Below are 24,758 nucleotides of genomic sequence, written 5' to 3'. Positions count from 1 at the left end.
TCGCCGCACGGTCCGGCTACAGATGTGGGCGATCGCAATTTCACCGGGATCAAAGACTTCCGAGCGTGTCAGACGAGCCACGATCACACCTCGCAAAACGGCAGCAGCAACAGGGTAACTGGCCAACACTCAATCGTTCGCCCCACCTAATCCGAAGTCAACCCCCGAGCATTGGGCTCTGTCCCCATGCGAAGTTGTCCCTTCGGATCGTCGCGAAACGAGCGAAGCCTATGCCTCCCCTGCTTAGGCAGCTTCTTCGCGTCTAGAGCATATTGAAAATGCGTGCGGGACATAGGGCCGATTCCCACCGGCCAGTCATAAACTGGCCGGTGGGAATCGGTCTACGACATAACTTGAAATGCTCTGCACACGCTGTCGCGAGACCGCGATGAGTCCAAGAAACCGATGAGTCCAAGAGTCTAAGAAACCAAGGGACAAAAAAAAGGCCCAGGTCTTCCCCCCCTGTGCGACGAAACACGCTTGTTTTCGCGGAGTAAAAGACCTGGGCCCGATGATTGCGATGGAATACGAAGCGGCGGCTTGCCCCAAATGCGTACGTTGCCCCTCACGCATATGGCCGCTTTGCCCTCCAACAATGTTCTATATCGGCACTCAGGAGGCCTCTCGTCGATTCGAATCACAGAAAAACGAGCAACAAAGACCTAGATCGCCACGCTATAGGCCATTAGCGACTGCCACTCCTGCCATTGAATATCTTGGCAGCGTAAGCGGTCATCCGCGGATCCGCTCACAGCACGTGCACATTTGTCGACAAAATCTTCAGAGCTTCGGAAATCGTCGCCACAGCGTTCGGTTAGCTGAGTGATCACGGGATGCTTCCCGACGCGGCGAAACCAGTATTTCGCGTTACTGAAGTCCCCTTCGCGTCGGTGCATGATTCCATGCCAAAAACTGCCCTCTTTCTCCTCAATGCCCTGACTAATCTCATGACTGCGATCCAGGTCGCCCGCCAAGAGCCACAATCCGCTCGTGCAAAGTTGACTGCCGAGCGGCGAAGCCGCGGCGATTGCTTGAGCAAGCTTGGGGTCGCGAAGCAGCGTGTTTAAGGCGGAATTCCCCGCCCCATTACTGGTGGAACCGTCGCCAAGGTCGGGCAAAGCCGCCCCCTTGATTGCATCAACAAGCTCGCTTGAGAATCCGCAGAACGCCTTCTCGGCGAAAGAGTCTAAGTGGGGCAAAGCTTCGACCTCGGTTGAAATCAAATTGAATTGGATTTTGGGGGCACACAATCCCCAGCAAGGCTACCGGGACGCCGTTTGGATTGCTAGACTGCGCACGCGGCGATGAAGGCATGTAAAATGACCTTCAACGTGATTCCCCTCTTCGCTTTCGCTCCTGCCCCCTGCAGAGACCTGATGACTAACGGCGACAATCCGACTTCCAAAATTCCCGTTTCCGACCCTTCCGCTGAGTCGTCTCCTCAAGAGGCCACTCCCCAGGCTGCGACCCCGGAGGCTGCTCCGGTGAGCCCAGCCGCGACGTCAGGCGAAGCCCAATCAAGCGAGGCTCCTACTGCGGCCACGCCAGCATCGCCCTCGACGCCGGGTTCTCCGAGCGCAGAACCCAAGGCCCCGCTGGCGGGTGCCGTCCGCGGCGCCGGCCCCTTAGCCTCACGAGGTTCGGCGCTTGCCAGGCCGGCATCGCCTTCGGTTTCGCCCGAACAATTGGCCAAGATCACAGCGGAAAAGTCAGCCCAGCCCAAAAAGAAACCCAAGAACCGCACTCCGCGATTGCCCGGCGACGATGCTTCGAAATCCGCCGCTCGATCCGCACCAGCCGCTGCCCAAAAAGTTGCGGTGCCGAATCGTCGCGATTCGCTCTCCGCCGACTTGCAAGCCGAATTGGATGCCGAACTCGGCTTAGCCGATGTCGAAGCGATCCTAGGCGGCAATGCCGGCATGCCCGATCGCAAAGAACCACTCGAGGAAGGGGCCCGCGTTCACGGTCGCGTCCTAAAGATTCATGAAGACATCGTGTTCATCTCGCTTGGCGGTCCTGATGAAGGGATCGTGCCATTCGAGCAATTCACCGGCGAAGAACCCAAGCCCAACGACAACATCGAAGTCATGGTGCGAGGTTTTAATCGTGAGGATGGCTTGTACGTCCTGACACTGCCGGGAGCGGCAGTGGAAGTCAATGATTGGGAAGATATCGCCGAAGGCACCGTAGTCGAAGCGGTCGTCACCGGCCACAACACCGGTGGGCTGGAATGCAAAGTCGGCAACATGCGCGGCTTTATGCCCATCAGCCAAGTCACAGAATTCCGCGTCGAAGACCTTTCGGAATTCGTCGATCAGAAACTCGTTTGCATCGTGACCGAATCGAACGAGAGTCGCGGCAACCTCGTGCTCAGCCGCCGCGCTGTTTTGGAGCGAGAGCGTGAAGAAAAACGTCGTGAGCAACTTGAGAAAATTGAAGTGGGCGACACCCTGGAAGGGGTCGTCCGCAACGTCAAAGATTTCGGCGCGTTTGTCGATCTCGGTGGACTCGAAGGCTTGATCCACGTCAGCAAGCTGAGCTGGGAACGGATCAAGCATCCAAGTGAAGTGATCCAGGAAGGCCAAATGGTCAAGGTCACCATCGATAAAATCGACAAGGAAACGGGCAAAATCGGATTATCGTATCGCGATCTACTGGAAAACCCTTGGGATACCGCTGAAGGCACTTTTGCCGTCGGCACCATCCACACCGGAACCGTCACGCGAACCGCGCCATTTGGTTGCTTCGTTCGCTTGACCGCCGGTGTCGAAGGCTTGGTTCATATCAGCGAGCTTGCCAGCCATCGCGTTTCAAAGGTCGATGCGTTTGTTAGCGAAGGCCAAGAAGTGCAAGTCAAGGTCCTTAGCTTTGACCGCGATTCTCAAAAGGTCGCGCTTTCAATCAAGGCGGCCCAGCCTGTGGCGGCAGATGCCGGAGCCAAGACCGAAGTCGAAGAGGACGAGCCGCAACGCGAAGTGGCGATCAAGCCGACACACCAAGGCCCGCTTCGGGGTGGCAACAATACCGACACCGGCGGCGAACGCTTCGGGCTTCGTTGGTAACCCAGCTCCCGTCACCGGAAACGGATTGACGAGCCGGACTAACGATCTCGACCGCGAGTAAACACTCGCGGTCTTTTTTTTGCCCGAGGACACTCGGGCTCTTCTGGTGCCAACCATCGCAGCGGTGGCAGAAAACTCGCTGCAAATTCTGCCACTCGCAACTCGACGGGTGACGTCCTCGATGACACCACAACGTTTGCGGCCCCACCTTCAAGAGCACGTCTTCAAGAGCACGTTTCTACCACGTGTTTTCTACGATGCGATGCCTTCGACGACGCCACAATGCACCAACGTGGGCACCTTCGCTTCCGTCTTTAGCCCCGCCGCTTCCATCCACGATCGGTACTCCGCTTCGCTGTAGGCGCGGCCCTCGGTCAACGAGAATAAGGCTGCCGAGTAAAGTGCGATGGGCAGGGGACCGTCGAGTGAATCGTCCAGAAATACGTCATGAATAAAGAGTCGACCAGCAGGCTTCAAGGCGTCAACACAGCGTCCGATCAAGGTCTTGCACTCGGGAACGTCCCAGTCGTGCAAGATGTTCGACAACAAAACCGCATCCATGTTTTCCGGCAACGGATCGCTAAACATATCACCTGGGATCAGCTCGACGCGATCCGAGACGCCGTACGTTTCCGCGAATTCCTGGGCGACCTTCAGCACGTCGGGACGATCAAATACAACCGCGCGAAGTTGCGGATGCTTTTGAAGTAACGCGAAGCTATAGATCCCCGTGCCGCCGCCTAAGTCCAAGAGCGTTTGGGGACCGCAAAGCGGTAACGCATCCGCTAACGCAGGAGCGACATTTTTTGCTCGCCCGGCAAGCGCCAACGTGAAATGACGCGCCGAAGCTTCAGCATCCATTGCGGACTTTGCGCCACCCCGGTAAATGAATGCCGTTCCCGCGTCTCCGTCCGAACCGATCGGTTTGTTGCTCTTCAAAAGCTGGACCATCGAAAGCACGCCTGGGGCTTGCGCGGCAAGCGACAGGTAATCGCCACAATCTAAACGAGCTCCAGGCACGAGATGCTCCGACGCCATTGGAGTGAGGCGGAGCAGCCCCTCGTTCTCCTCAAGCAACCCCATCGCGCGCAACGCGGTAACCAATACGTTGGCGGGACGCGACTGAAGCCCGAGCTCGTTGGCCAGTTCATCGAACGCCATCGCTCGCTCGGCAAGACGTCCGAAGAGATCGAAATGAGCTACCGCAGCGGTCAACAGCTCCGAGCCGTAACTGCCACGAAAGTGTTCAAAGATAGGCGTCGGGTCTACGCGGGGAGGTTGAATCGCGGATGCGGACATTGCTGCGGGTTCCAAAATGTAAGTAGGAAAAAGTGTGACGACAAACGCCCCATTCCGCCCCAAAGGTGTGACGGAATATCGTTCGTCCAACAAGAGTGTCACCGCTGCGTGCAACGGACGGTCGCAGCGAACACCCGTCGCGACCATCGTACCGTAACGGGTACCGCCCGAGGCGCTGGTGCTAGGTGACGGATGGCGTTTGAAAGTAGCCATTAAGGTGCGGCTTGGCCAAGTACTTTCGGGCCCAAATCATCAAAATCAACTTCAGCAAAAACCAGACGACATAAAACAACATCGCAATGACGACTCCAATGCTCGAAATCCATGCGATGGTTTCACCATCGACGCCATTGCCTTGGCCTCCCGCCATTTTTTGCATGTATTCTTGAGTCACGGGAAACAATTCGTATTGGGTCATTGCGTAGACCGCAACGCGTACAGTCTCCAACCCAATCGCCCATAGCAAGGTTCGGCGAGCCCATGTTCGGCTCCACTGCTTGCCTTGGATCAACCCGATGCCAGCGGCGATGAATGCGACCGCCAACACAATCGCCATCCCTCCCAGCACTAGATTGACAATGAAGTATTTCCCTAGCACCGCCATCATCGCTTGCTGCATCTCCCGTTGCAGCTCCCCCACTTCGCCGGCCGGAGTGAACATGCTGGAAATTCGATCCCCCCACAACGTTTGCGAGAGGCTGCCGACGGCCCCCAATCCTCCAAGCATCCCTGCGACGATACAAACGACGGCGATGACCGTAATTCCGGTGGGGCGAACCGTGGCGACACCGTCGTCGCTAGAGGGCAACGCGGCATGATGTTGAGCGTAAGGGTTCTCGACGCGATGTTCGCCCGCATTTTTTTCAGCAGCGTCTTCAGTGGGGTCGTGTGACATGTTCAACTCGATCGTTTGTGGGTACGGCGTTCATGCGAAAGGACGTTTTGAAAGGGGGAGAATCGTTAGGCGAATGAAGCGTAGCGCAGCGCCCCCCTCAGCCCTGCACTGAATCGATTTCGCCACCCCGGTTCGCGGCTACGGCAACGACAAAAATGCCTGTTGAATCTCCCTTGCCGAATGCCCCCGCTCGGCAAATCGAAACGCGTCGACCACCGGTCCATTTAGAAGCACAATCAAACCATAGATCGCGAGTGCAATTTGCGTTGGGGCGCAATAACAAGTCAAGCACAGCAACATACCGATGCACAGTGTCACGATACTCAGCGTTCGACTCTGGTATTTAAGCATACGCACTCCGGCAAACAGAGTGAGCGCCGCGATGGCGAAAACGCTGACCGCCAACGCAGCGAGTCCGATTTGCATCCCAAGCTCCATTTGCGCAGGCATCGGCACTGGATTGCCGCCCTGCTTGGCTGCCTCTTCACTCATCTGGCGAAAGATCATCGGCATGAATACCGCATAGCCCGCCACCAACAATCCCATCAATCCGACCAGCACGGCTTGAACGATCATCAGCACGCCAAGAATCGGAACCTGGCTGACCATTCCGCGAGATTGCCCAGCCGGTAAGCAAATCCCTCCCGCCCCGACGGTCGCGGCAGCCGTGGATGTGGACGAGTAAGGGTTGGGGGCGTTGGACGAACGAGTCAACGGGTTGGCATCATCAGTCATGGACTCGTCTCGCTAGGAAAATCTCAGTATCGAAGGTCGCGAGCTTCCGGGGAATCGCTGGCAAGTCTCCGCAGTGAATCTCTTTAAAAGATATCAGGTTCAGCTCCCGGCGTGCGTCCCACTAAAAAGTCAAAATCGCACCCCTTGTCCGCTTGCATCACATGCTTGGCGTAGAGATGCAAATAGCCGCGATCGGCCAACGGCTTCGGTTCGGGTTGCTGCTGCTCACGCCTTGCAATTTCGGCATCGGAAACGTGCCAGTGGATGCGCCGGCCCGGAATGTCAATTTCGATTTCATCGCCGGTCTGCACCAACGCCAACGGGCCTCCTGCTGCACTCTCAGGTGCAATATGCAGTACGCAAGTTCCGTAGCTGGTCCCACTCATCCGCGCATCGCTGATTCGAACCATATCACGGACCCCTTCTTGCAACAGCTTTTGCGGAATCGGCAACATGCCCCACTCCGGAAAGCCTGGGGCACCGAGAGGCCCGGCACTACGAAGTATCAGCACGCTATCGGCCGTCACCTCCAACTCAGGATCGTGGATCTGAGCTTTCATCTCGGCGTAGTTGTCGAAAACGACCGCGACACCACGGTGACGTTGCAATCGCGGCTCGGCGGCAAGCGCCTTGATCACACAACCACTCGGAGCCAAATTGCCGCGCAACACCGAAGTCCCCCCCACGACCGCCAACGGATTTTCTCGGGATCGAATGACGTCGTTATCAATCACCTCGGCCTCGGCGATTTGTTGCCCTAAGCTCACCCCGCTGATCGTTTGGCACGAGGTATCGACAAGCTCGCCGAGCTCTTTTAATAACGCCCGCAAGCCTCCGGCATGATAAAAATCTTCCATCAAGTATTGGCCTGCCGGACGAAGATTCCCCAGCACCGGAGTGATTCGGGACAGTTCGTCGAATCGCTCCAACGTCAACTCGATGCCGAGGCGTCCCGCGATCGCAATCAAATGCACGATCGCATTCGTGCTACCCCCGATCGCCAACGAGGTGATTACACCGTTAACGATGGAACGCTCGGTGAGGAAGCTTGAAGGCGTTCGTTTCTCCCAAGCCATCTCGACCGCTTGTCGGCCCGTCGCAACCGCCAACCGCGAATGCTCGGCCACCACCGCGGGCACGTTCGCGGCGCCCCCCAAGGTAAACCCGAGCGCTTCGGCGACACACGCCATCGTGCTCGCGGTGCCCATCGTCATGCAAGTTCCCGCCGACGGCGCGATGCAATTTTCGATGCAATTCCAATCGCGATCACAAAGGTTCCCCGCCAACCGCTCGTCCCAGTACTTCCACACATCGCTTCCGCTGCCCAGCGTGGCTTCTTTCCATCTCGCCTTTAGCATGGGACCCGCCGGTAGAAATACCGAGGGAATGTCGGCGCTAATCGCTCCCATTAACATCGCAGGAACGGTTTTGTCGCAACCGCCCATCAACACCGCCGCATCGATCGGATGACAGCGGAGCACCTCTTCGACTTCCATCGCTAACAGATTGCGATAGAGCATCGTCGTTGGTTTCATCATCATTTCGCCGAGCGACATCACGGGAACTTCGACGGGAAAGCCTCCGGATTGCAGAATGCCACGACGGACTTCGTCAGCGCGGTTGCGAAAATGAGAGTGACAGGTGTTCAGATCACTCCACGTATTGAGGATCGCAACGACGGGACGCCCCTCGTAATCAATGTCGTCAAACCCCATCCCCTTCAACCGTGAACGATGCCCGAACGAACGCATGTCATCGGGGGCAAACCAGCGTGACGAACGTAACGTGTGAGGGTCGCGAGCCTGATTCGTGTCTGAGGAGGGAGAGGCACCTGAGGCGGAGTTAGGGTTCGTTGTCATGATCTTTGGCGAGGGGGAAGAGGGAGGGCAATCGGATTGCCGAACGCAGGTTCACAGCGTAACGATGTTGCCGGAGCAAGGATGTTGCCGGAGTAACGATGATTGCCAGAGCAACGACGCCGGCTGACATTAAATGCTATCAACCTAACGACCTTTCATTGAGCCGACAGCGGTGTTTTTTTGGGGGTGGAGCGATTGTCGATGGCTCTCTCCGGCAAGCTGCCATTGAGCGGATTGGAGTCGCAAATCTCGACTGAAATTAAGTGGGGGGGGCGGGGCGGAACCGCGCCGTTTTCACACCCACGAAAACGGGACAATGGGTTGGAATCAAACTTTCTTGATTCGTGCGTGGCTTTTTAACCGTCCTGTGGTCGATACTATCATCAAGACTGCTGCTTGTCTCTCCTCGGTTATCGCTTCAAAAACGCTCATGCTCAATACATCTGCCCTCGCATTGTTGGCGCGTATCGCTTCGTCGCTTGTTCCCAGCGGTCCTGGTCGTCGACAACGGAAACCGGCAAACCCCGCGTCGCGTACGATCCGCTACGAGACGCTCGAAGTGCGTCGATTGCTGGTTTCCGAAGGGGAGCCGTTTGAGATCGTCCATCACGTGGATACGACGGGGCTGTTAGGAAATGTTTCCGCTCAAGTTCGCTGGGGCGATGGCACGCAAACGTCAGCAGCCATTGACGCACAACCGACCCGCGGGAACGTCAAAATCCGCTTCGATTATTCACTCGATACGTCGGGTTTTTTCTCGGGCGTGAACGAATCACGACGCGTGCTGCTGCAAATGGCTGCCGACACAATCGTGGCTTCGTTGGCGGATGATCTCGATGCCATCCGCCCCAATGCCGCCGGAAAGTTAGAGTGGATCGCAAACTTCACCAATCCGACCACCGGGATCTCGACGCTGAACAGCGACGGCACACCACGCGATGGAGTTGCCCAAAATTTGCAAGTCAATGCCAATGAGATCGTCATCTTTGCCGGCGCTCGCGACCTGCCCGGCTTCGAACGTGGTCGCGGTGGTCCCGGCGGATATGCGTTTCCCAATCCGGGACAGCTAACGCCACAAGAGTTCGCCAACATCACCGCCTTCCGTGACGCCGTACAATTTCGAGGTGAAACCGGGGCGGCGGCGTCTCCGGCAACCGACTTTGGACCTTGGGGAGGATCGATCGCATTTGACAACAACTCGACGCAATGGTTCTTCAACAAAAACATTGACGGAATCCAGCCGGGGCAAACCGACTTTATCACCGTCGCGATGCATGAATTGACCCATGTACTTGGCTTTGGCAACGCAGGGATCAACAAGTCTTGGGCAACGTTCGCCTCGGCAAGTGAATTTAATGGACCAGCCGCAAACGAGGCTTACGTTGGCAGTGGCAATCCGCCGCTGAATCAATCCGCTCACTGGGCTGATTCCATCCTGACGCTTGACCAGCAATTGACCTTGATGCGAGCCACACTTAGCAATAATGAACGACAAACGATTACCCCGCTCGACGTCGCCGCGTTGGATGACATCGGTTGGACCGTCGTTGATTCAACCGTGACGGTCAGTGCCAATCACGTGTATGGTGACGATGGGATATTTCCAGTTGAAATGGTGTTAACGGGCAGCATATTTGGCGAGCTTGTCGTTCCCGTGACCAACGCGTCGGTCACAAATGTGAAGCCTTCGCTAACCGTTGCAGCGAATCAAGCGGTGGTGGCAAAGTCGCCGCTTTCGATCTCGAACATCGGGTCGATCTCGGATCCCGGTTTTCGAGTCAATAACACAGGCCAAGCGACTGACGAAGCGTTTGATTTTTCAATCAACTGGGGAGATGGAAGCGGGCTTGATTCAGGAGTGGCAACGATTGACCAAGTCGGAAATGCGTCTCGTCCTACCCTTGCATCGTTCGACGGCCTCCATACGTTTGAGAACGCGGGCAACTTCATCGTCACCCTTCGCGTGGACGATCGCGATGGAGGGGTTACAGAGGAATCATTCACCGTCACGGTGACGTCGCCTCCGACGCTAACGCTAGCTTTAGACAAAACATCAATCGTCGAGAACGAGGGTAGCGAGGCGGCGAAGCTGACCATCACTCGCTCGGGCCCCGTGTCCAATCGTCCGTTGACCGTCCAATTGACTTCGAGTGACACCAGCGAAGCAACCGTTCCGGACACCGCCACCATTCCTGCGGGTGCCACTTCCGTCAACGTCATTGTCGCAGCGGTCGACGACGCGCTGCTCGATGGGACACAGTCGATCGAATTGTCCGCAACCGGCGGTGGTGTCGATCCCGCCGCCGTGGACTTGATCGTCAAGGATCACGAAACCCTCGAGGCTCGCTTCACGGCAGCGAGTGTCAACGAAGGAACACCTCGCGCAGTTCAGTTGCGACTCACACGCAGCAATTCCGACACAGCCGAGCCGCTGTCGGTGCGTGTCTCCGGAGGAGATGCCCGCGAACTAGGCTTCGACGGTGACCTCACCATTGCGGCCAACCAAACCACTGCACTGATCGACTTGATGCCGATTCAGGACAATGATCCCGAACCCACACTTTCACTTAGCTATTCGTTTTCGGCGACGGGCTACGTTTCGGATTCGGCGAGCATTGATCTGGTGGATGACGAAGCTCCCTTCTTTCAAAATCCGGTGATCCCGTTCGACGTCGATGGCAACCAAAGGGTAACCGCCTCGGATGCGCTCGCAATTATCAATGAACTGCAATTTCGTGTGGGATCCACTATCCTGGATCCAGAAAAAGAACAGCCCGACGGAGGGGTGTTTTACGATGTCAACGGCGATTACTTGCTAACCGCATTCGACGCGCTTCTGGTGATCAATGAACTGAGCCGCCAGACATCGGGGCAAGGTGAATCAATACAACCCACGGAGCATATTGGGCATTTTTCCACCCCCATTCATATCGATGGGAAAATTCGCGATACTGAGGTGGAACGATCCCTCACCAGCGAAATAGCTGGCTTGTTGTTTTAGTTCCACCCCAACGGAGGTTTCAACAGGAATCATGCTTACGTCATCTTGCCCCATTTACGTTGGACATAGCACCCTATGATCGCGCTGCTTATTTCGGTCTTTTCATTGGCGCTGATTCTGATCAGCATGGGCTTGTTATGGTTCTGGTTCGTGCGATCAGAAGACGATCCCGCCAAAAAATAGCTTCGACAGTGAAGCCCCGCCGCTGAACGGCGACGAAGCGAAACTGGTAACGGCATAAAACCGCTGACGCTCGAGCAAACACCATTGCGTGAGTGCTGCGCGATCCTGACTCCGGGGTTAGCTTGAAGATCAAGCCGTGAAACGCTCCACTTGATAAGGCTCCGCCGCAAGACTTGTCGGCTCACCCGCGATAAGCTCGCTGATCATTCGCCCTGTCGCCGGTGCCATGCTCAACCCAAGCATATTGTGTCCACAGGCGAGGTAGACGTTTGAGAAACTGGGGCAGCGGCCAATGATGGGGGTACTATCGTAGGTCATCGGTCGCCAACCGCACCACGTCTCCGATATTGAATCGGGCAATTCGGACTTCAGATAATCCGCCGCTGCTCGGGTGAGCAATCGCAGGCGTTTCTTGGAAATATCCGAGTCGTAGCCAATGAACTCCATCATGGAACCGAGGCGAAGTTCGGTTTCCCAAGGGGTCACGGCGACCTTGCGCTCGGGCAAAATCATCGGCGTTTGAGGACACACCGCTGGCCGTGGCATCGTCATCGAATAGCCTTTGCCCGGCTGGATCGGCACGCGAAAACGAAGCACCTTTTCCAACTGCGGCGTCCATGCTCCGGTCGCAATGACAAACTGATCCGCCTCAATGCACTGTGAGGAGAGCTTCAAGCTTTGCGCTTCGCCAGCCGACTCGGTAACCGATTCAAGCGTTTGATTCTCAATGAACACGACACCGCGAGCGAGCAAGGAGTCTCGCCAAGAGGCGACCAGGCGTGCGGGACGCAAGTGAGCGTCGTGTTCGAAATACCAAGCGCCGGCAACATCGTCACTGAGCGCCGGTTCAAATTCTAATAGCTCGCGCGCCGACATCAGCCGGGCGGGTTCATCGAAATCACGTCTCAGCAGGGCGTCGATCGGGGCGTACGCCTGCAGGGCTTTGGCATCTTTGTAGACAAACAACAGTCCCTGTTTAGTCCATTCGCAATCGAGCTCGTAGCTAGGAATCAGTTCGCTGTAGAGTTGCATCGATGCCGTCAACAGCGGATGAATCGCGTGCCCCGACTGCACCCAATCCGACCGATTGCAACGACGTGAAAAGTTCCATAACCATTTCCAAAGAGGAACGTTCAATCCGGGGCGAATGCGCAGCGGCGGATTGGGTTTCAGCATCGCTTTGATCGTCGAAAAAATCGCCCCCGGTTCAGCAAGAGGCAACGCATGGCTGGGGCTAACGTAGCCACAATTGCCATGCGAACATCCGCCGCCGACGCGGCCTTTATCAATCACCGTGACCCGATGGCCTTGCAAGTTTAGATAATGGGCACAGGCGATACCGACAATCCCGCCGCCAACAATGGCAACGTGTCGTGAATCACCACGACGTGAGGGAAGGTGCGTGGAGAAACTCATACCGGGATTCCGTAACGAAACGCATCATCGGGGTCCAACATCAACTGACTCTCAGCGGTCACCGACGCTTCGCCCGCAATACTAGGGATGATAACGGCTGAGGTGGCCGCAACGGTATCGCCAAGCGATTGACTCGGGGCGATACCTAGAAGGCCAAGCTGCTTCACTTCCTCAAGGCCGGGAACACGATAACGAGATTCGAAACGCGTTCCAATGATACTCTCTTGATGCCAACGTTTTCCGGGGTCCAGTTTGCCTTCGGCCGCTAGGCAGGCGACCTTCGCATTCGTGCCAGTGCTGCAGGGAGAACGGTCCCATTGGCCCCCTGGACCGAGCACAAAATTACGCCCGCCTCCGGCCCCCGAATCGCAGTGCAGCTGCACATGATCGACCCTCTGGCCACCATAACCGTGGATTTGTTGGTCTTCGAGCGCCTTGCGAATCGCTTTGCTGAACGTCAACAAGTCGTCCAGATGCTGGGGGCGAATTTTAGACGCATCGCTGCGGACGAGAAAGAACCAATTGCCCCCCCAAGCGATATCTCCGACCACTTCGCCAAAGCCGGGGACATCGATCGCGACATTGGCGCGATAGCGATAACTCGCCACGCTCTCAAACGTGACGCGATGCAGATCCTCATCGAGCTCAAAGCCAACCACTCCCACCGGCGTTTCAAGTTGATGGTAACCGGAACCGATGCGACCTAAATAAGCGAGGGTGACCGCAACCCCAATCACGCCGCGGCCACACATGCCGAGATAGCCGAGATTGTTAAAGAAAATGACGCCCGCCGCGCATTCCGGACTCGAAGGTTTGCACAGCAATGCACCGACCAGGACGTCGTTTCCACGGGGCTCATTGATCACCGCGCTGCGGTAGTGGTCAAAATCTTTGGCAAATCGATGTTGGCGCTGAAGCAAGGTCCCGGAGCCAAGCACCGGGCCTCCCGAAACGATCGTTCGAGTCGGTTCGCCGCAAGTGTGAGAATCAATCGTCGAGATGCGCTCGACCTTGGGAGCAGAGACTTTCATGGGAGTGGTATTGCTTTGACAAACAATAAGGGTGGACTGCTTCTCGGTGAGAGACGATCGCTCTCGCCAAGCGACGAACGCAGAATGCGTCAGTGCAAGGAATATGTTGGCAACAAAATCAACCGTCCACAAGTCGCCCAGACGCGGATTCGTAGCGGCCAACAATGCCATTCCCGCCAACCAAGCCACGCCCCCCGACCAAGACACCAAAATCGACGATAATCGACGATCCCTCGGGAGCATCGGTTGCGTAGCGGACGCGGAAGCCGCCGGACGCTGCCACAGCTTTTTGCCAGCATCGGATGATCTTCTGCCCTGACGTCCGGCCCAGATCGATGCCCAGACAAATGACATCGACAAACGAAAAATCCCCGCTCCGCCACTGAGGCGAACGGGGATTTAAAAGATCCGTGATTTAGCCCGTCTGGGAACTAGGCCAACATCGATGTGGGGCTCGCGGGCACCAGCATGGCGCCCGGTCGGGCGGTGTTAGTGCGATAGTAATCGGGAGCCCAACGGCCAAGTTCGACGACCATTGCGATTACCGCAACGAGCATGAACAACATCGCCAAGACCAGAATGACCGTGTAGATGCTGGGGGGTTGTTTACGTGATTTCTCACTCGAGGGTAGTGTCGACACGGTCGCCCTCCTGGATAATCCCGTTAGTGAAGTCAGCTAGGATTTCCGCCACGGCTCGCTCCGGTTCAATTTTCAAGACGCGAACTTTGCCCACGTAACGACCATTTCGGCTGACTTCGAGCTGGTGTCCCGATCGCAATCCGTCATCGTATCCGATCGAGAGTTCGACTAGCTTTTTGGGTCGATTGATCACGAGCACGGTTCCGTTACGATCCGGCGGAGATCCATCGAGCGGCTCGTGGATATCGATCCCCTTGGAATCGACCACTTCTTTGTAGCGTGTGACCTGGGCCATCAATTGCTCATTACGCTCCGATTGGATTTGGACCACCCCGCGTAATTTGTTCATTTGATCGGTCAACTTCAACGTTTGCGTGAACAACGTATCGCGATCTTCTTGTTCTTTGCGAATTTGTTGCCGCAATCGATTCGCTTCGGCAGTCAACTCTTCGAGTTGCAGTGCGCGGCTGCGGTCGGTCTGAGCAAACACCGTGTTCTGAGCTTCCTTTTGTTGGTAGCTCTCTTCGCGTTTTTGCAGCTGGTCTTTCAATTGATCCAACTGGGTCGTCAATGCGGCAAGGGCCGTTCGACGCGCGGCTTGTTCACGAGCTAACGAGGCTTCGACGCGTTGCTGCGTGTCGCGAAGCTGCTCGTTCGTTGATTCATAGTTTTCAATTTGTTCTTTCAGTCCTCCAGCTCCGGTCACCACGTCCCGCCAATTGCGGTGAGATGCGTTGACGGCCAAAGCCAGAACCATAAAGGTCAAGCTGAGGATGAGGATGATGACTGAGAACGACTTCCCGAGTAGGGTCATTGCGAAAATTCCGTATACGTTCCGACCGACAAGAGATCCCCGACTAATCAAGAGATCCAGCTACGCCACTGGGCGAGCGAATTGCGTCAGACGCAAATTCAGCAACGCTGGCACGCTCCGATGTCCGAGAGGAGATGATTCACTCCACGCGATCAATGAAGTATAGTTAGCCCATAAATAGAGTGTCAACGAAAACGTACTTAAAACGGTTAAACCCTACCTGGTTTACCAGCAGGATCGGATTGTGACGTTTTTCGCGGACATCGGGCAGACGATTCCGATGAGATTTCCTAACCTGAGGGGCTAATAATCCAGTCCTTCGAGCGATTTCACTGCCTGTAGGAACTGATCCATGCTCGCGATGCGCTGCTCGACGTTCGGATGCAGCGCTCCCATAATCGCCCGCGCCAGCCGAGGTTCGATCCCCGGGCAACGCGTGATCAGGTCCTTCGGAGGCGAGGTGTCATGATGCAGTGCCGCTTTGCCATTGACCACATCCCCTTGCCAAGGGTGCTCAAAGCAGCACAAGCTGTAACAGGTGATACCGAAGGAGAAAATGTCCACGCGACGATCGGTCGGTCGACGCCGAACGATCTCGGGTGACATGTAAAGTGGCGTGCCGGTTCGATTACCAGGAGCCATGAAGTGACGCGTCGCGGGCACCGTCAATCCGAAATCGATCAGCTTGAGACCGCTGAAGTCGGGAAAGCAGATGAAATTGCGAGGGCAGATGTCGCGATGAATGAAATCACGCGAATGAACGTAGCGAATCGCTTCGGCCATCTGACGGATTAACGCCATCCGCTTCCCTTTTAACTCCGTTTCTTGACGGTTCACGATGACGTGCTGCAGGCTCGGTCCCTCGATATACTCCATCACCAGGATCGGTTGCCCTTTGGTGGTCAGCCCCGCTTCGTAAGTCTCGACAACATTCGGGTGCTTCATCCCCAAGGCGATTTCGCCTTCACTCGGCTTCTTTAGCCCTTTGAACCGCGCCTCAAACTGCTCCATTTTCTCGACATCAAGCAATTTGACGCCAACGGTGCGTTTGTTTTCACGGTCGATCGCGACGAAGAAATTACTCATCGTCCCGGTAGCGCTGGTCCGCATCCGATCGAACCGCAACTCCACGTTAATTCGCGCATTGGCTTTCGCCTGTGACGAACCGAATTTGGCCATTAACGAATCGAACAGGCCCATAGGTCACGCGAGCATCAAGAACAGGAGAAAAGAAACGGCATTCCGAGATCAAGGAGCGGCGGTCAGTCCCGCCACCCTGATTGAACTCTACTTTCCACAATAGTCGATCGCGCGCGCAATCTCGGTCTTCAGTTTTTTTCGCGGCACAATCCGGTCGATATAACCGTGCTCCAGCAAAAATTCGCTGGTCTGGAACCCTTCGGGTAACTCAATTCCGATCGTCGCTTTTATCGTTCGCGGGCCCGCGAATCCGATCAATGCCTTGGGCTCCGCAAAAACAAGATCCCCCAGCGAAGCAAAACTGGCCGCCACGCCCCCCATCGTAGGGTTGGTCAGCACGCTGACAAACAATCCGCCGGCCGCATCGTAACGGGCAAGCGCCGCAGTCACTTTGGCCATTTGCATCAGCGACAGGATCCCTTCGTGCATCCGAGCTCCCCCGCCACTCGCACTGATGATGATCAGCGGCAGATTCTGTTCGGTGGCAAATTCGATCAAGCGAGCCAATCGCTCGCCAACCACCGACCCCATGCTTCCCATGATGAACGCGCTGTCGGTGACTGCGAACGCGACGCGACGGGCACGGATCATTCCGGTTCCCGTCAAAACGGCGTCGGTCAACCCGGTGCGTTTCTGCTCGGTCGTCAAACGATCCGAATATTTGCGTCGATCGGCAAACTCCAACGGATCGGTAGGGCGTAGATGCTCGTTCATCGACTCGAACGTGCCTTCGTCCAAGACTTGTGCGATTCGTTCGTGGGCGGAGACGTAAAAGTGATAGTCGCATTTCGGACACACGTTGAGCCGCTGGGCGATCTCTTTTTTGTAAACCGAAGCACCACAACCAGGGCATTTCACCCACAACCCTTCGGGAACCCCCCGTTTTTTCGGTTGAGCCAGCTTGTCACCGTTCTCCTGACCCGTGGACGCGTCGGCGCCCAATATACCGTTAGCTGGATTCGGATCCGACGAGCTACCACGTGCCGGTTCGTCAGTATCAGGAGGGGTCGAATCAACGCTTGCCATGCTCTTTCGGACCATACTGTCTTGGGGATCAACAATTTTAATGCCGGCATCAATGCCGGTTTCATGCCTGAATCAACCATTCACCTTAGCCGATTCAAGCGATTTGTGCTGCCTCAAATTGTAGTCCTTTGAGAGCGATTGGGGGACACGGCATCGGCACCCCACATGACCCGAAGTGCCAGTTTCGCTAGATTGCAGTGGGGCGAAAAGATCGTGCCGAAAAACTCCCGCCGAATTGCCCCGTCCCTAACCCCTCAAACATAGGTGTCCGAATCGAATTTCACCGCAGCCGCCCAAGTCTGGGTCGAGTGCGGTGAACCGCGAGGCTTACGCCCGTTCGACGACGACAATCCTCCCGACGACCTCTCTTTGGATTGCCGACCTGATCATGACGATTCGACCTGTCCGAAAACTTCTTGTCGCGAATCGCAGCGAAATTGCCACCCGTGTCTTCCGCAGTGCAACAGAACTGGGGATCCGGACGGTTGCCATCTACTCTCACGAAGATCGCTACGCCCTGCACCGCTTCAAGGCGGACGAGGCCTATCAAATTGGCGAACCGGGCGAACCGATCCGCTCCTATTTGAACATCGAAGCGATTGTCGAATTATGCAAAAAGCATGACGTCGACGCCGTCCATCCTGGCTACGGATTCTTGTCCGAAAATCCAGAGTTTGCTCGCGCGCTCGAGAATGCAGGCATACTGTTTGTCGGTCCGAGCGTTAACTCGCTCGAACAACTCGGCGACAAGACGGCCGCACGAAAGATCGCGGAAGCCGCCAACGTCCCCATCTTGGGTGGCAAAAACGAAGCCCTGTCCGGCGTCGACGAGGCACGCGAGATTGCCGAATCGATGGGCTATCCAGTGATTCTAAAAGCGTCCAAGGGGGGCGGTGGCCGCGGCATGCGCGTCGTCAACACTGCGGACGAATTGCCCGCCGCGCTCGAAGCTGCCCAACGCGAAGCGAAAACAGCCTTCGGCAGCGACGAGGTGTTCGTCGAACGCTTCGTCCAACGAGCCCGTCACATCGAAGTCCAATTGATCGGTGACCGACACAACAATCTCGTCCACCTCTGGGAGCGGGACTGCAGCGTTCAGCGTCGCCACCAAAAAGTAGTCGAAATCGCTCCCGCGCCCAACCTCGCCCCCGACGTCCGCAACGCCCTCTGCGATGCAGCGATCAAAATCGGCCGCGCCGTTGGAGACGAACACAGCGGGTATGAAAATGCCGGCACCGTCGAATTCCTGTACGACGTCGATGCCGAGCAATTCTACTTCATCGAAGTCAATCCACGCATCCAAGTCGAACACACCGTGACCGAAGAGGTCACCGGCATCGATATTGTTCGCACCCAGATTTTGGTCGCCCAAGGGCATGCACTCGATAGCGAAGTCGTCGCGCTCGGTACTCAAGACGACATTCGTACCAGCGGTTTTGCGATGCAGTGCCGCGTCACGACCGAAGACCCGAGCAACCAATTCCGACCTGACTACGGCCGCATCAGCCATTACCGCTCGGCGGCCGGACTCGGCATTCGACTCGACGCCGGCAGCGCTTTTAGTGGTGCGGTGGTCAACCCGTTCTACGATTCGATGCTCGTGAAAGTGACCACGCGAGCTCCCTCGCTGGCCTCGGCGGCGTCACGCATGGACCGTTGTTTGCATGAATTTCGCATTCGTGGCGTGAAGACGAACATTCCGTTTTTGATCAAAATGATCAATCACCCTACGTTCCTTGCCGGCGAGGCCACGACGCGGTTGATTGACCAAACCCCGTCGCTGTTTGAATTGCCACGCCGTCGCGATCGCGCCAGTAAATTACTGGCGTTCCTCGGCGAAACGATCGTCAACGGCAACCCCTTGGTCGTCGGCCGTCCCGTCGCGACACGCCGCTTGCCAGCGCCGCTTCCTCCACTGAAAAAGCGAAGCGAGCTGCCCGGCGGAAAACTGCCCGAAGGCACCAAGGACGTCTTCCGACGCGAAGGGGCGGAAGGATTGGTTAAATGGGTGCAGAATCAAAAAGGGTTGCTGTTCACCGATACCACGATGCGCGACGCACACCAATCGCTGCTGGCGACTCGCGTGCGTACCTATGACATGCTGCAGATCGCTCCGGCCTACGCGCAGCTCGCTCCTCAACTTTTCTCGCTTGAGATGTGGGGCGGTGCAACGTTTGACACCAGCATGCGATTCTTGCGGGAATCCCCCTGGCAACGACTCGCCGATCTCCGCGAACAAGTCCCCAACATCCTGACCCAAATGTTGCTGCGTGCGAGCAACGCGGTCGGCTATACGAACTACCCCGATAACGTTGTGCGATTGTTTGTTCGCGAAGCGGTCCAAGCGGGGATGGACGTGTTCCGAGTTTTCGATGCCCTGAACTGGCTCGAAAACATGAACGTCGCCATCGATGCCGTGCTCGCCGAAGGGGGTATTTGTGAAGCTTCGATCTGTTACACCGGTGATCTGCAAAACCCTCGACGGACCAAGTACGACCTCAAATACTACGTCGAACTGGCCAAGTCGCTGGAGAAACGAGGCGCTCACCTATTGGCGATCAAGGACATGGCGGGGCTCTGCAAACCCGGAGCCGCGGTCGAGCTGATTCGCGCCCTGCGAAGTGAAATTGGCATCCCGATTCACTTCCACACCCACGACACGGCGGGAATTCAAGCTGCAACGATCCTGGCCGCTGCGGGCGAAGGGTTGCAAATCGCCGACGCCGCGCTCGCGCCGCTGTCCGGCGGGACTAGCCAAGTCAACCTGAACACCTTGGTCGAGGCGCTGCGTGATACCGATCGTGAATCGTCGCTGTCGACGGAATCGTTGACCCAATTGGCAACCTATTGGCAAGCCGCTCGCGAGTTTTACGTGCCATTCGAAAGCAGTGTGTTGCCCGCCACCGGCGACCTTTATGAACACGAGATGCCCGGTGGCCAATACACCAATCTCTATCAACAAGCGCGTGCCCTCGGACTTGCAGATCGCTGGTCCGACGTTTGCAAAGCTTACGCAGGCGTGAATCGCTTGTTTGGCGATATCGTCAAAGTCACTCCGACGAGCAAAGCGGTCGGCGACATGGCGTTATTCCTGGTCGCCAACGAAATGTCGGCCGAGGATGTTTTGACGGCCGACAAATCGCTCGCCTATCCCGCCAGCGTGATTGATTTGATCGGCGGCCGGATGGGACAACCGCTAGGCGGTTTCCCCGACGAAGTCATCAAGATCGTCTTGGGGGATCAACAACCGGTGCTCAACCGGCCCGGCGATTCGATGCCCGCTGCCGATGTCGCAGCCGCCCGAGCCGAAGTCGCGAAACTAACCGGTGACGCCGAAAGCGATCGCGCGGCGGTGACCCATTTGCTTTATCCGAAAGTGTTCGAAGACTTTGCCAAACACCGCAATCTCTACGGCGACGTGGCTCCGATTCCAACACCGAACTTCTTCTACGGACAAGAGCCCGGCGAAGAGATCGCGGTCGATATCGAACCCGGCAAACGCTTGATCGTCCGCTTCCTGGCGGTCGGGGTACCGCATCCCGACGGGACACGCACGGTCTTCTTTGAACTCAATGGACAACCACGCGAAGTGTCGGTGCTCGACAAGTCACTGGAACCCAAAGTGAAAGCGGCGGTCAAAGCCGACGCAAACGACCCCGGCCAAGTCGCCGCCAGTATGCCAGGCATGGTGATCACCGTTGCCGCCGCCGAAGGCGACAAAGTCAAAGAGGGCCAGAAATTGATGGTGCTTGAAGCGATGAAAATGGAAACCACCATCAATGCTCCGGCAAGCGGAACGGTCGTGAGTATCCAGACGCCAGCGGGAACTCAAGTCGAAGCAGGCGATTTGTTAGCGACCATCGCAATCAAGTAGTTTTGCGAATCACGCCGAGCTCAGCGACCCGCTTCCAGTTGGCATGGCAAGTGGGTCGGTGCAGCCTTGACGTTGTCGCCGTGGCCTGCCCCCCAGGGCTAAGTGCTGGAAATACGCCTCGTTAAATTTTGCATCTGCACCCAACCGCGATGCGGCCTCAGCAATTCGAGGAGCGGTTGAGAGAAAAAGAACAAGGAACACGAAGGGGCTAGGATGGCTGGACGGCACCAGCCGGTGGACAGCCGACCAAGATACCGTTCGCCCAAGTGCCCCAGCCCCCCCAAGTGCAATCAGCCCAGCGTGGCTCTCGATTCCACGAAATCCTGCTGCCAGATCGTGGCGTGTCGGAGAGAGCCGGGCGGAACCCAGGTTTGCGGTCTATCGTTGAGCGTTTGCTTCGACGGGTTCTTGTTCGTCGAAAAACGGAAACAGTCGGCGAATTTCTTCGTTGGAGGGTTGGGTGCCGTATTCGCAGATTTCAAATGCTTCGGCGTACTTGATTTCTTGGCCCCGTTCGGGACCGTACCATTTCAATAGCGATTGACGATAGTTCCTTGCTTCCCCGCCAGCGCGGTTATCCCAAACCTCTCGGATTTTCTCCAATCGCTGCTCGGGCAAGCGAGCGGGCGGTGCTTTGGCTGCTTGCTCCGCATTGCTCAAGGCGCCGCCGTCAAACACCTGGGATTCAAGCTCGGCGATCGCTTTGACTTTTGTTTCAAACACATCGTCGATGGAGACGGCAATGTCGGCTTGGAACGGGTACGGCTTCTTGAATCGATCACTGGCGTACAAGAAAACGGGATTCTTCTTCAGCGGCGGAACATCGGGACAAAAGAAGGGAACCGTCACCATAAATGACGCATCCTGGACGAGTACCCCCACGTAACGATGGTCGGGGTGATAGTCCCAAGGGCGATGAGCGATCACGATATCGGCGTTCCACTGGCGGATCAAACGGACAATTTTTTTGCGGTTCTCCAACGTTGGCATCAGTTCGCCATCGTGAATGTCCAGCACCTCGGCCGTGGTGCCCATGATCTTGGCGGCCGCCTGAACTTCAGCCGTTCGCCGTTTGGCGAGCGCTCCACCGGACATCCCCCAGTGGCCGATGTCGCCATTGGTGACGGAAACTAACTTGACGTGGTGTCCCAAGCTGGCCCACTTGATGCCACAGCCACCAGCACGGTATTCCGCATCATCCGGATGGGCGCCGAAGACGATGATCCGCAATTTACCATCATCCTGCGACGGAGCATCCTCACAGACCCCCACTTGCGGAATGGCCGTCGATACAAAGCAAAACAATAGCAGGCGAACGGTTCGTGAAAGAAACTTCATGTGGGGACTCCAAGAACGTTAGTGGTGTAGCGTTGCGGTGATGATGGTGCTTCTGCGGCCTCGGCCCAAGCGTCAAACCATAGCTAGGACGACGCCGTGAACACGTGATCGTAATCACGCAAATCGAATCCGCCAACATCCCCAACCGCCCTAACGCGAGCAGTCAAGGATCGCCGTGAGCGGTGCTCCATGGAGGATTCCATTGGTAAAAGTCCGCCCCAAGTCCGCCCTTCTCGAACCAGAACGGCCCCCTCGTTCACAAAGTCGTGCGTGGAAACGTGGCGTCCAACTCATGGCGTCCAATTCAAGGGACGCGTCGTGTTCTTTTGGGTTGTTATTGAACACGCTCCGACGCCGATGGCCGAGTTCCACGACGATTCAAGCGTGGCCATCATCATGACGATCCATTTTGGCGAAATCATTCGCGACACATTGAATGGACTCCTACGAAATCCAACTGCGATGCACCGATGGATTGGTGACGTTGTTGTGTAAGTTCACTGCGACGTAGAACTTTAAACGAGGAGGTTCCGTTGGCTTGGTTTCAGCGTGAAGTGGTGCTGCCCTTGATTCCAGTTATTCCATAATATGAGCCCCGTCAAAAGTATAAGAGTCGTAGATGAGATGATACGTTACAATCAAACGCTCGCTACCACATACTCGAAAAGCAATTCACTTTCAAAACACAGGAATACTACGGATGTTTCGCTCGCGATTGATGGAAACTTGTTGGCTGCTTTCATGGTTCCTGATCGGATCTGGGGCATTACCGAGCCTGCGAGCAGAAACTTGGTCTGACGTTTCGGGCAAGTTCCGTATCGAGGCGAAGTACGTCGCGGTCGAAGGCAAAGCGGTTGTTTTAGAGAAAACCGATGGTTCGGTCATCAAAGTGCCAATCAGTCGACTGAGCACGGAAAGCCGGGCTGAGGCGAAACGGTTGTACGAGCAGCAAATTGCGTCTGAGAAAAACGCGACAAAGCCTGAGTCAAAACCAGCGATGGCTGCGGAGACCGCCACACCGGCCGCTCAATCCCGATTCGCGTTTCCTGAATCTGGCTCGTTGCAACAGACGGTGAACTTTATCCAAGCGGAAATAAAAAACGGTCACCCCGAAGTCTTATGGTACGCGCTGCCTGCCGAAGTTCGAGAAGTTTTTGACAGCCCTGAGTTTCGCCAGCAGTTTGCCGAGACAACCGCTGACGCACAACCGATGATGGACGCGATGAAGCAGATTGCAACGATGGTTTCCAAGCTGTTGAAAGATCAGCAGCAATTCATCTTAAACTCGCAAATGTTGGCCGCCGCCTCGCCGCAAGGCAAGATGTTGCTGACCATGGCGTACGACCCGATTGCTGGCTTCATTTCTCAGGTTGCGTTGATGTCGACGGATTTAGAAAAGCTTAAATCCGTTTCGCTGACGGAATACTTCGACGATTATGGCCCCAAAATCGGTCGTCACGTCAAGCAATTGTTGGACATGGCACCGCCCCAGGTGACCGAGCAATTGTTTTCGAATATCCAAGTGACCCAAACCGATCCTAACAACGCCGTGCTGACCATTTCAAGTAAAGATGGGACGATGCAACGCACCGAGATGGTGCGTTACCAAGGTCGCTGGATTTCCGTGGGAATGAGCGACTGGCTTACACAGCATTCGGGTAATTTGAAGGAGGAGATTCTTCAAGGTTTGAGTCAGGCGAATGCCAATCCAGAGATGGCAAAGGATAAGACAACAAAAGTTCAGATGAATTCGATGGCCGGTTTCCTGCTGGGCTTCTCCGAAAGCGCGCTCAAACCGCTGATCGAAGCCAAAACACAAGCCGAGTTTGATGCCGCCGTGATGCGTGTATCAATGGTAGCCGCAATGATGACATCCGGCGGTCTCCCCAACGGCAACTGATCACATTTAAGCAAAGGGACTAAGCAAAGGGACAGAGCACCTTTTGTGGGAGTGATCGCTTACGTCAACGGGCCACCCCCCCAAAGAAAATGCTCTGTCCCTTCCACTAAGAGGGGACAGAGCATCTTGACGGGGTGCGTGGCTCTAGCTCGGTCGATTGGACGCTGAGAATCCGCATCTTCAGACGGTTGCGGACGCCAAGATGGAGCGATGAGCGCCTCACCGCTCGCGCGAAGCGGCCGGCAATGGGCAATGGGCAATGGGCAATGGGCAATGGCAATGGCAATGGCAATGGCAAAATACAGCCGCAACCCACCGACGTGGGCACCTGCTCGCTCGAACCCAAAAGAAATATTACGTGCTAGCTACGAAGCACTCGTCAACAGCTCACGCGCCCGCCGCCGGAGATGGTAGCGGCGGTGCGTCCGATGACTACGCATCGAATCGACACGCTCGGGTCGACCCGCAACCGTGCAAAACAGGC

Annotated in this window: 17 protein-coding genes; 5 read left to right on the top strand and 12 right to left on the bottom strand. The window is 56.3% G+C overall.

The genetic code is table 11. From position 1 onward, the window contains the following. Nucleotides 1-662: 662 nt before the first annotated feature. Entirely contained in the window at nucleotides 663-1,199 is a 537-nt protein-coding gene (locus Pla52o_RS26370) for a hypothetical protein (RefSeq protein ID WP_146597631.1), read from the bottom strand. Nucleotides 1,200-1,376: 177 nt separating this feature from the next. On the opposite strand from Pla52o_RS26370, the gene Pla52o_RS26365 reads away from it, so the two are divergent. Beyond that, on the top strand, nucleotides 1,377-3,062 hold the full coding sequence (locus Pla52o_RS26365) for a 30S ribosomal protein S1 (protein ID WP_146597630.1): 1,686 nt from the start codon (nucleotides 1,377-1,379) through the stop codon (nucleotides 3,060-3,062). Between the two features lie 252 nt (nucleotides 3,063-3,314). Here the strand turns inward: Pla52o_RS26365 and Pla52o_RS26360 are convergent, their stop codons facing one another. The 4 genes from Pla52o_RS26360 to araD form a co-directional block, all read right to left on the bottom strand. After that, a complete protein-coding gene (locus tag Pla52o_RS26360) occupies nucleotides 3,315-4,574 on the bottom strand; it encodes a methyltransferase (protein ID WP_231612681.1) in 1,260 nt (419 codons plus the stop codon). Then, the gene (locus Pla52o_RS26355; protein WP_146597629.1) at nucleotides 4,543-5,256 is read right to left on the bottom strand and encodes a hypothetical protein; all 714 of its coding nucleotides are present in this window, start codon (nucleotides 5,254-5,256) and stop codon (nucleotides 4,543-4,545) included. The genes Pla52o_RS26360 and Pla52o_RS26355 overlap by 32 nt, the downstream gene beginning before the upstream one ends. Before the next feature lie 138 nt (nucleotides 5,257-5,394). Next, nucleotides 5,395-5,991 (bottom strand): hypothetical protein, encoded by a 597-nt coding sequence (locus tag Pla52o_RS26350; RefSeq protein ID WP_146597628.1) that lies wholly within the window; start codon nucleotides 5,989-5,991, stop codon nucleotides 5,395-5,397. Nucleotides 5,992-6,074: 83 nt separating this feature from the next. Beyond that, nucleotides 6,075-7,850 carry an L-arabinonate dehydratase gene (araD, locus tag Pla52o_RS26345; protein ID WP_146597627.1) on the bottom strand — a complete coding sequence of 592 codons (1,776 nt, stop codon included), beginning with the start codon at nucleotides 7,848-7,850 and terminating at the stop codon, nucleotides 6,075-6,077. Nucleotides 7,851-8,280: 430 nt separating this feature from the next. Here araD and Pla52o_RS26340 point away from each other — a divergent pair, with 430 nt between their 5' ends. Continuing rightward, entirely contained in the window at nucleotides 8,281-10,851 is a 2,571-nt protein-coding gene (locus tag Pla52o_RS26340; RefSeq protein WP_146597626.1) for a dockerin type I domain-containing protein, read from the top strand. Between the two features lie 312 nt (nucleotides 10,852-11,163). On the opposite strand, the gene Pla52o_RS26335 is transcribed toward Pla52o_RS26340, so the two are convergent. The 6 genes from Pla52o_RS26335 to accD all read right to left on the bottom strand — a co-directional run bounded on the left by Pla52o_RS26335 (nucleotide 11,164) and on the right by accD (nucleotide 17,162). Further along, nucleotides 11,164-12,450, bottom strand: a complete 1,287-nt coding sequence (locus tag Pla52o_RS26335) for an NAD(P)/FAD-dependent oxidoreductase (RefSeq protein WP_146597625.1) — start codon at nucleotides 12,448-12,450, stop codon at nucleotides 11,164-11,166. Continuing rightward, nucleotides 12,447-13,481: a proline racemase family protein gene (locus tag Pla52o_RS26330; RefSeq protein ID WP_146597624.1), complete on the bottom strand. Its 1,035-nt coding sequence runs from the start codon at nucleotides 13,479-13,481 to the stop codon at nucleotides 12,447-12,449. Before Pla52o_RS26330 ends, Pla52o_RS26335 begins: the two co-directional genes overlap by 4 nt. A gap of 431 nt (nucleotides 13,482-13,912) precedes the next feature. Next, entirely contained in the window at nucleotides 13,913-14,122 is a 210-nt protein-coding gene (locus Pla52o_RS26325; protein WP_146597623.1) for a hypothetical protein, read from the bottom strand. After that, entirely contained in the window at nucleotides 14,100-14,936 is an 837-nt protein-coding gene (locus tag Pla52o_RS26320; RefSeq protein ID WP_146597622.1) for a hypothetical protein, read from the bottom strand. The genes Pla52o_RS26325 and Pla52o_RS26320 overlap by 23 nt, the downstream gene beginning before the upstream one ends. Nucleotides 14,937-15,239: 303 nt before the next feature. Further along, nucleotides 15,240-16,136 carry a serine/threonine protein kinase gene (locus tag Pla52o_RS26315; protein WP_197169556.1) on the bottom strand — a complete coding sequence of 299 codons (897 nt, stop codon included), beginning with the start codon at nucleotides 16,134-16,136 and terminating at the stop codon, nucleotides 15,240-15,242. Between the two features lie 87 nt (nucleotides 16,137-16,223). Then, nucleotides 16,224-17,162 carry an acetyl-CoA carboxylase, carboxyltransferase subunit beta gene (gene accD, locus Pla52o_RS26310; RefSeq protein WP_146597620.1) on the bottom strand — a complete coding sequence of 313 codons (939 nt, stop codon included), beginning with the start codon at nucleotides 17,160-17,162 and terminating at the stop codon, nucleotides 16,224-16,226. Nucleotides 17,163-17,550: 388 nt separating this feature from the next. Here accD and Pla52o_RS26305 point away from each other — a divergent pair, with 388 nt between their 5' ends. Beyond that, nucleotides 17,551-21,036 (top strand): pyruvate carboxylase, encoded by a 3,486-nt coding sequence (locus tag Pla52o_RS26305; RefSeq protein WP_146597619.1) that lies wholly within the window; start codon nucleotides 17,551-17,553, stop codon nucleotides 21,034-21,036. A 378-nt stretch (nucleotides 21,037-21,414) separates the two neighbouring features. Here Pla52o_RS26305 and Pla52o_RS26300 read toward each other — a convergent pair whose 3' ends face one another. Beyond that, the gene (locus tag Pla52o_RS26300) at nucleotides 21,415-22,374 is read right to left on the bottom strand and encodes a PIG-L deacetylase family protein (protein WP_146597618.1); all 960 of its coding nucleotides are present in this window, start codon (nucleotides 22,372-22,374) and stop codon (nucleotides 21,415-21,417) included. A 270-nt stretch (nucleotides 22,375-22,644) separates the two neighbouring features. On the opposite strand from Pla52o_RS26300, the gene Pla52o_RS26295 reads away from it, so the two are divergent. Both Pla52o_RS26295 and Pla52o_RS26290 read left to right on the top strand, forming a co-directional pair. Beyond that, complete coding sequence (locus Pla52o_RS26295; protein WP_146597617.1) at nucleotides 22,645-22,869, top strand: hypothetical protein; 225 nt, start codon at nucleotides 22,645-22,647, stop codon at nucleotides 22,867-22,869. Nucleotides 22,870-23,074: 205 nt separating this feature from the next. Further along, nucleotides 23,075-24,274, top strand: a complete 1,200-nt coding sequence (locus tag Pla52o_RS26290) for an SHD1 domain-containing protein (protein WP_146597616.1) — start codon at nucleotides 23,075-23,077, stop codon at nucleotides 24,272-24,274. Nucleotides 24,275-24,758: the final 484 nt, after the last annotated feature.

Source organism: Novipirellula galeiformis, from assembly GCF_007860095.1.
Classification (GTDB): domain Bacteria; phylum Planctomycetota; class Planctomycetia; order Pirellulales; family Pirellulaceae; genus Novipirellula; species Novipirellula galeiformis.
Note: the sequence above shows the minus strand (reverse complement) of the source record. Positions and strands in the feature narration are given on the sequence as shown.

Coding starts and splice junctions, on each gene's coding strand:
- Pla52o_RS26290 (WP_146597616.1), top strand. CDS start 23,075: ATGTTTCGCTCGCGATTGATGGAAACTTGTTGGCTGCTTTCATGGTTC.
- Pla52o_RS26360 (WP_231612681.1), bottom strand. CDS start 4,574: ATGGCTACTTTCAAACGCCATCCGTCACCTAGCACCAGCGCCTCGGGC.
- Pla52o_RS26330 (WP_146597624.1), bottom strand. CDS start 13,481: ATGAAAGTCTCTGCTCCCAAGGTCGAGCGCATCTCGACGATTGATTCT.
- Pla52o_RS26365 (WP_146597630.1), top strand. CDS start 1,377: ATGACTAACGGCGACAATCCGACTTCCAAAATTCCCGTTTCCGACCCT.
- Pla52o_RS26335 (WP_146597625.1), bottom strand. CDS start 12,450: ATGAGTTTCTCCACGCACCTTCCCTCACGTCGTGGTGATTCACGACAC.
- Pla52o_RS26315 (WP_197169556.1), bottom strand. CDS start 16,136: ATGGGCCTGTTCGATTCGTTAATGGCCAAATTCGGTTCGTCACAGGCG.
- Pla52o_RS26320 (WP_146597622.1), bottom strand. CDS start 14,936: ATGACCCTACTCGGGAAGTCGTTCTCAGTCATCATCCTCATCCTCAGC.
- Pla52o_RS26340 (WP_146597626.1), top strand. CDS start 8,281: ATGCTCAATACATCTGCCCTCGCATTGTTGGCGCGTATCGCTTCGTCG.
- Pla52o_RS26300 (WP_146597618.1), bottom strand. CDS start 22,374: ATGAAGTTTCTTTCACGAACCGTTCGCCTGCTATTGTTTTGCTTTGTA.
- Pla52o_RS26350 (WP_146597628.1), bottom strand. CDS start 5,991: ATGACTGATGATGCCAACCCGTTGACTCGTTCGTCCAACGCCCCCAAC.
- accD (WP_146597620.1), bottom strand. CDS start 17,162: ATGGCAAGCGTTGATTCGACCCCTCCTGATACTGACGAACCGGCACGT.
- Pla52o_RS26355 (WP_146597629.1), bottom strand. CDS start 5,256: ATGTCACACGACCCCACTGAAGACGCTGCTGAAAAAAATGCGGGCGAA.
- Pla52o_RS26305 (WP_146597619.1), top strand. CDS start 17,551: ATGACGATTCGACCTGTCCGAAAACTTCTTGTCGCGAATCGCAGCGAA.
- araD (WP_146597627.1), bottom strand. CDS start 7,850: ATGACAACGAACCCTAACTCCGCCTCAGGTGCCTCTCCCTCCTCAGAC.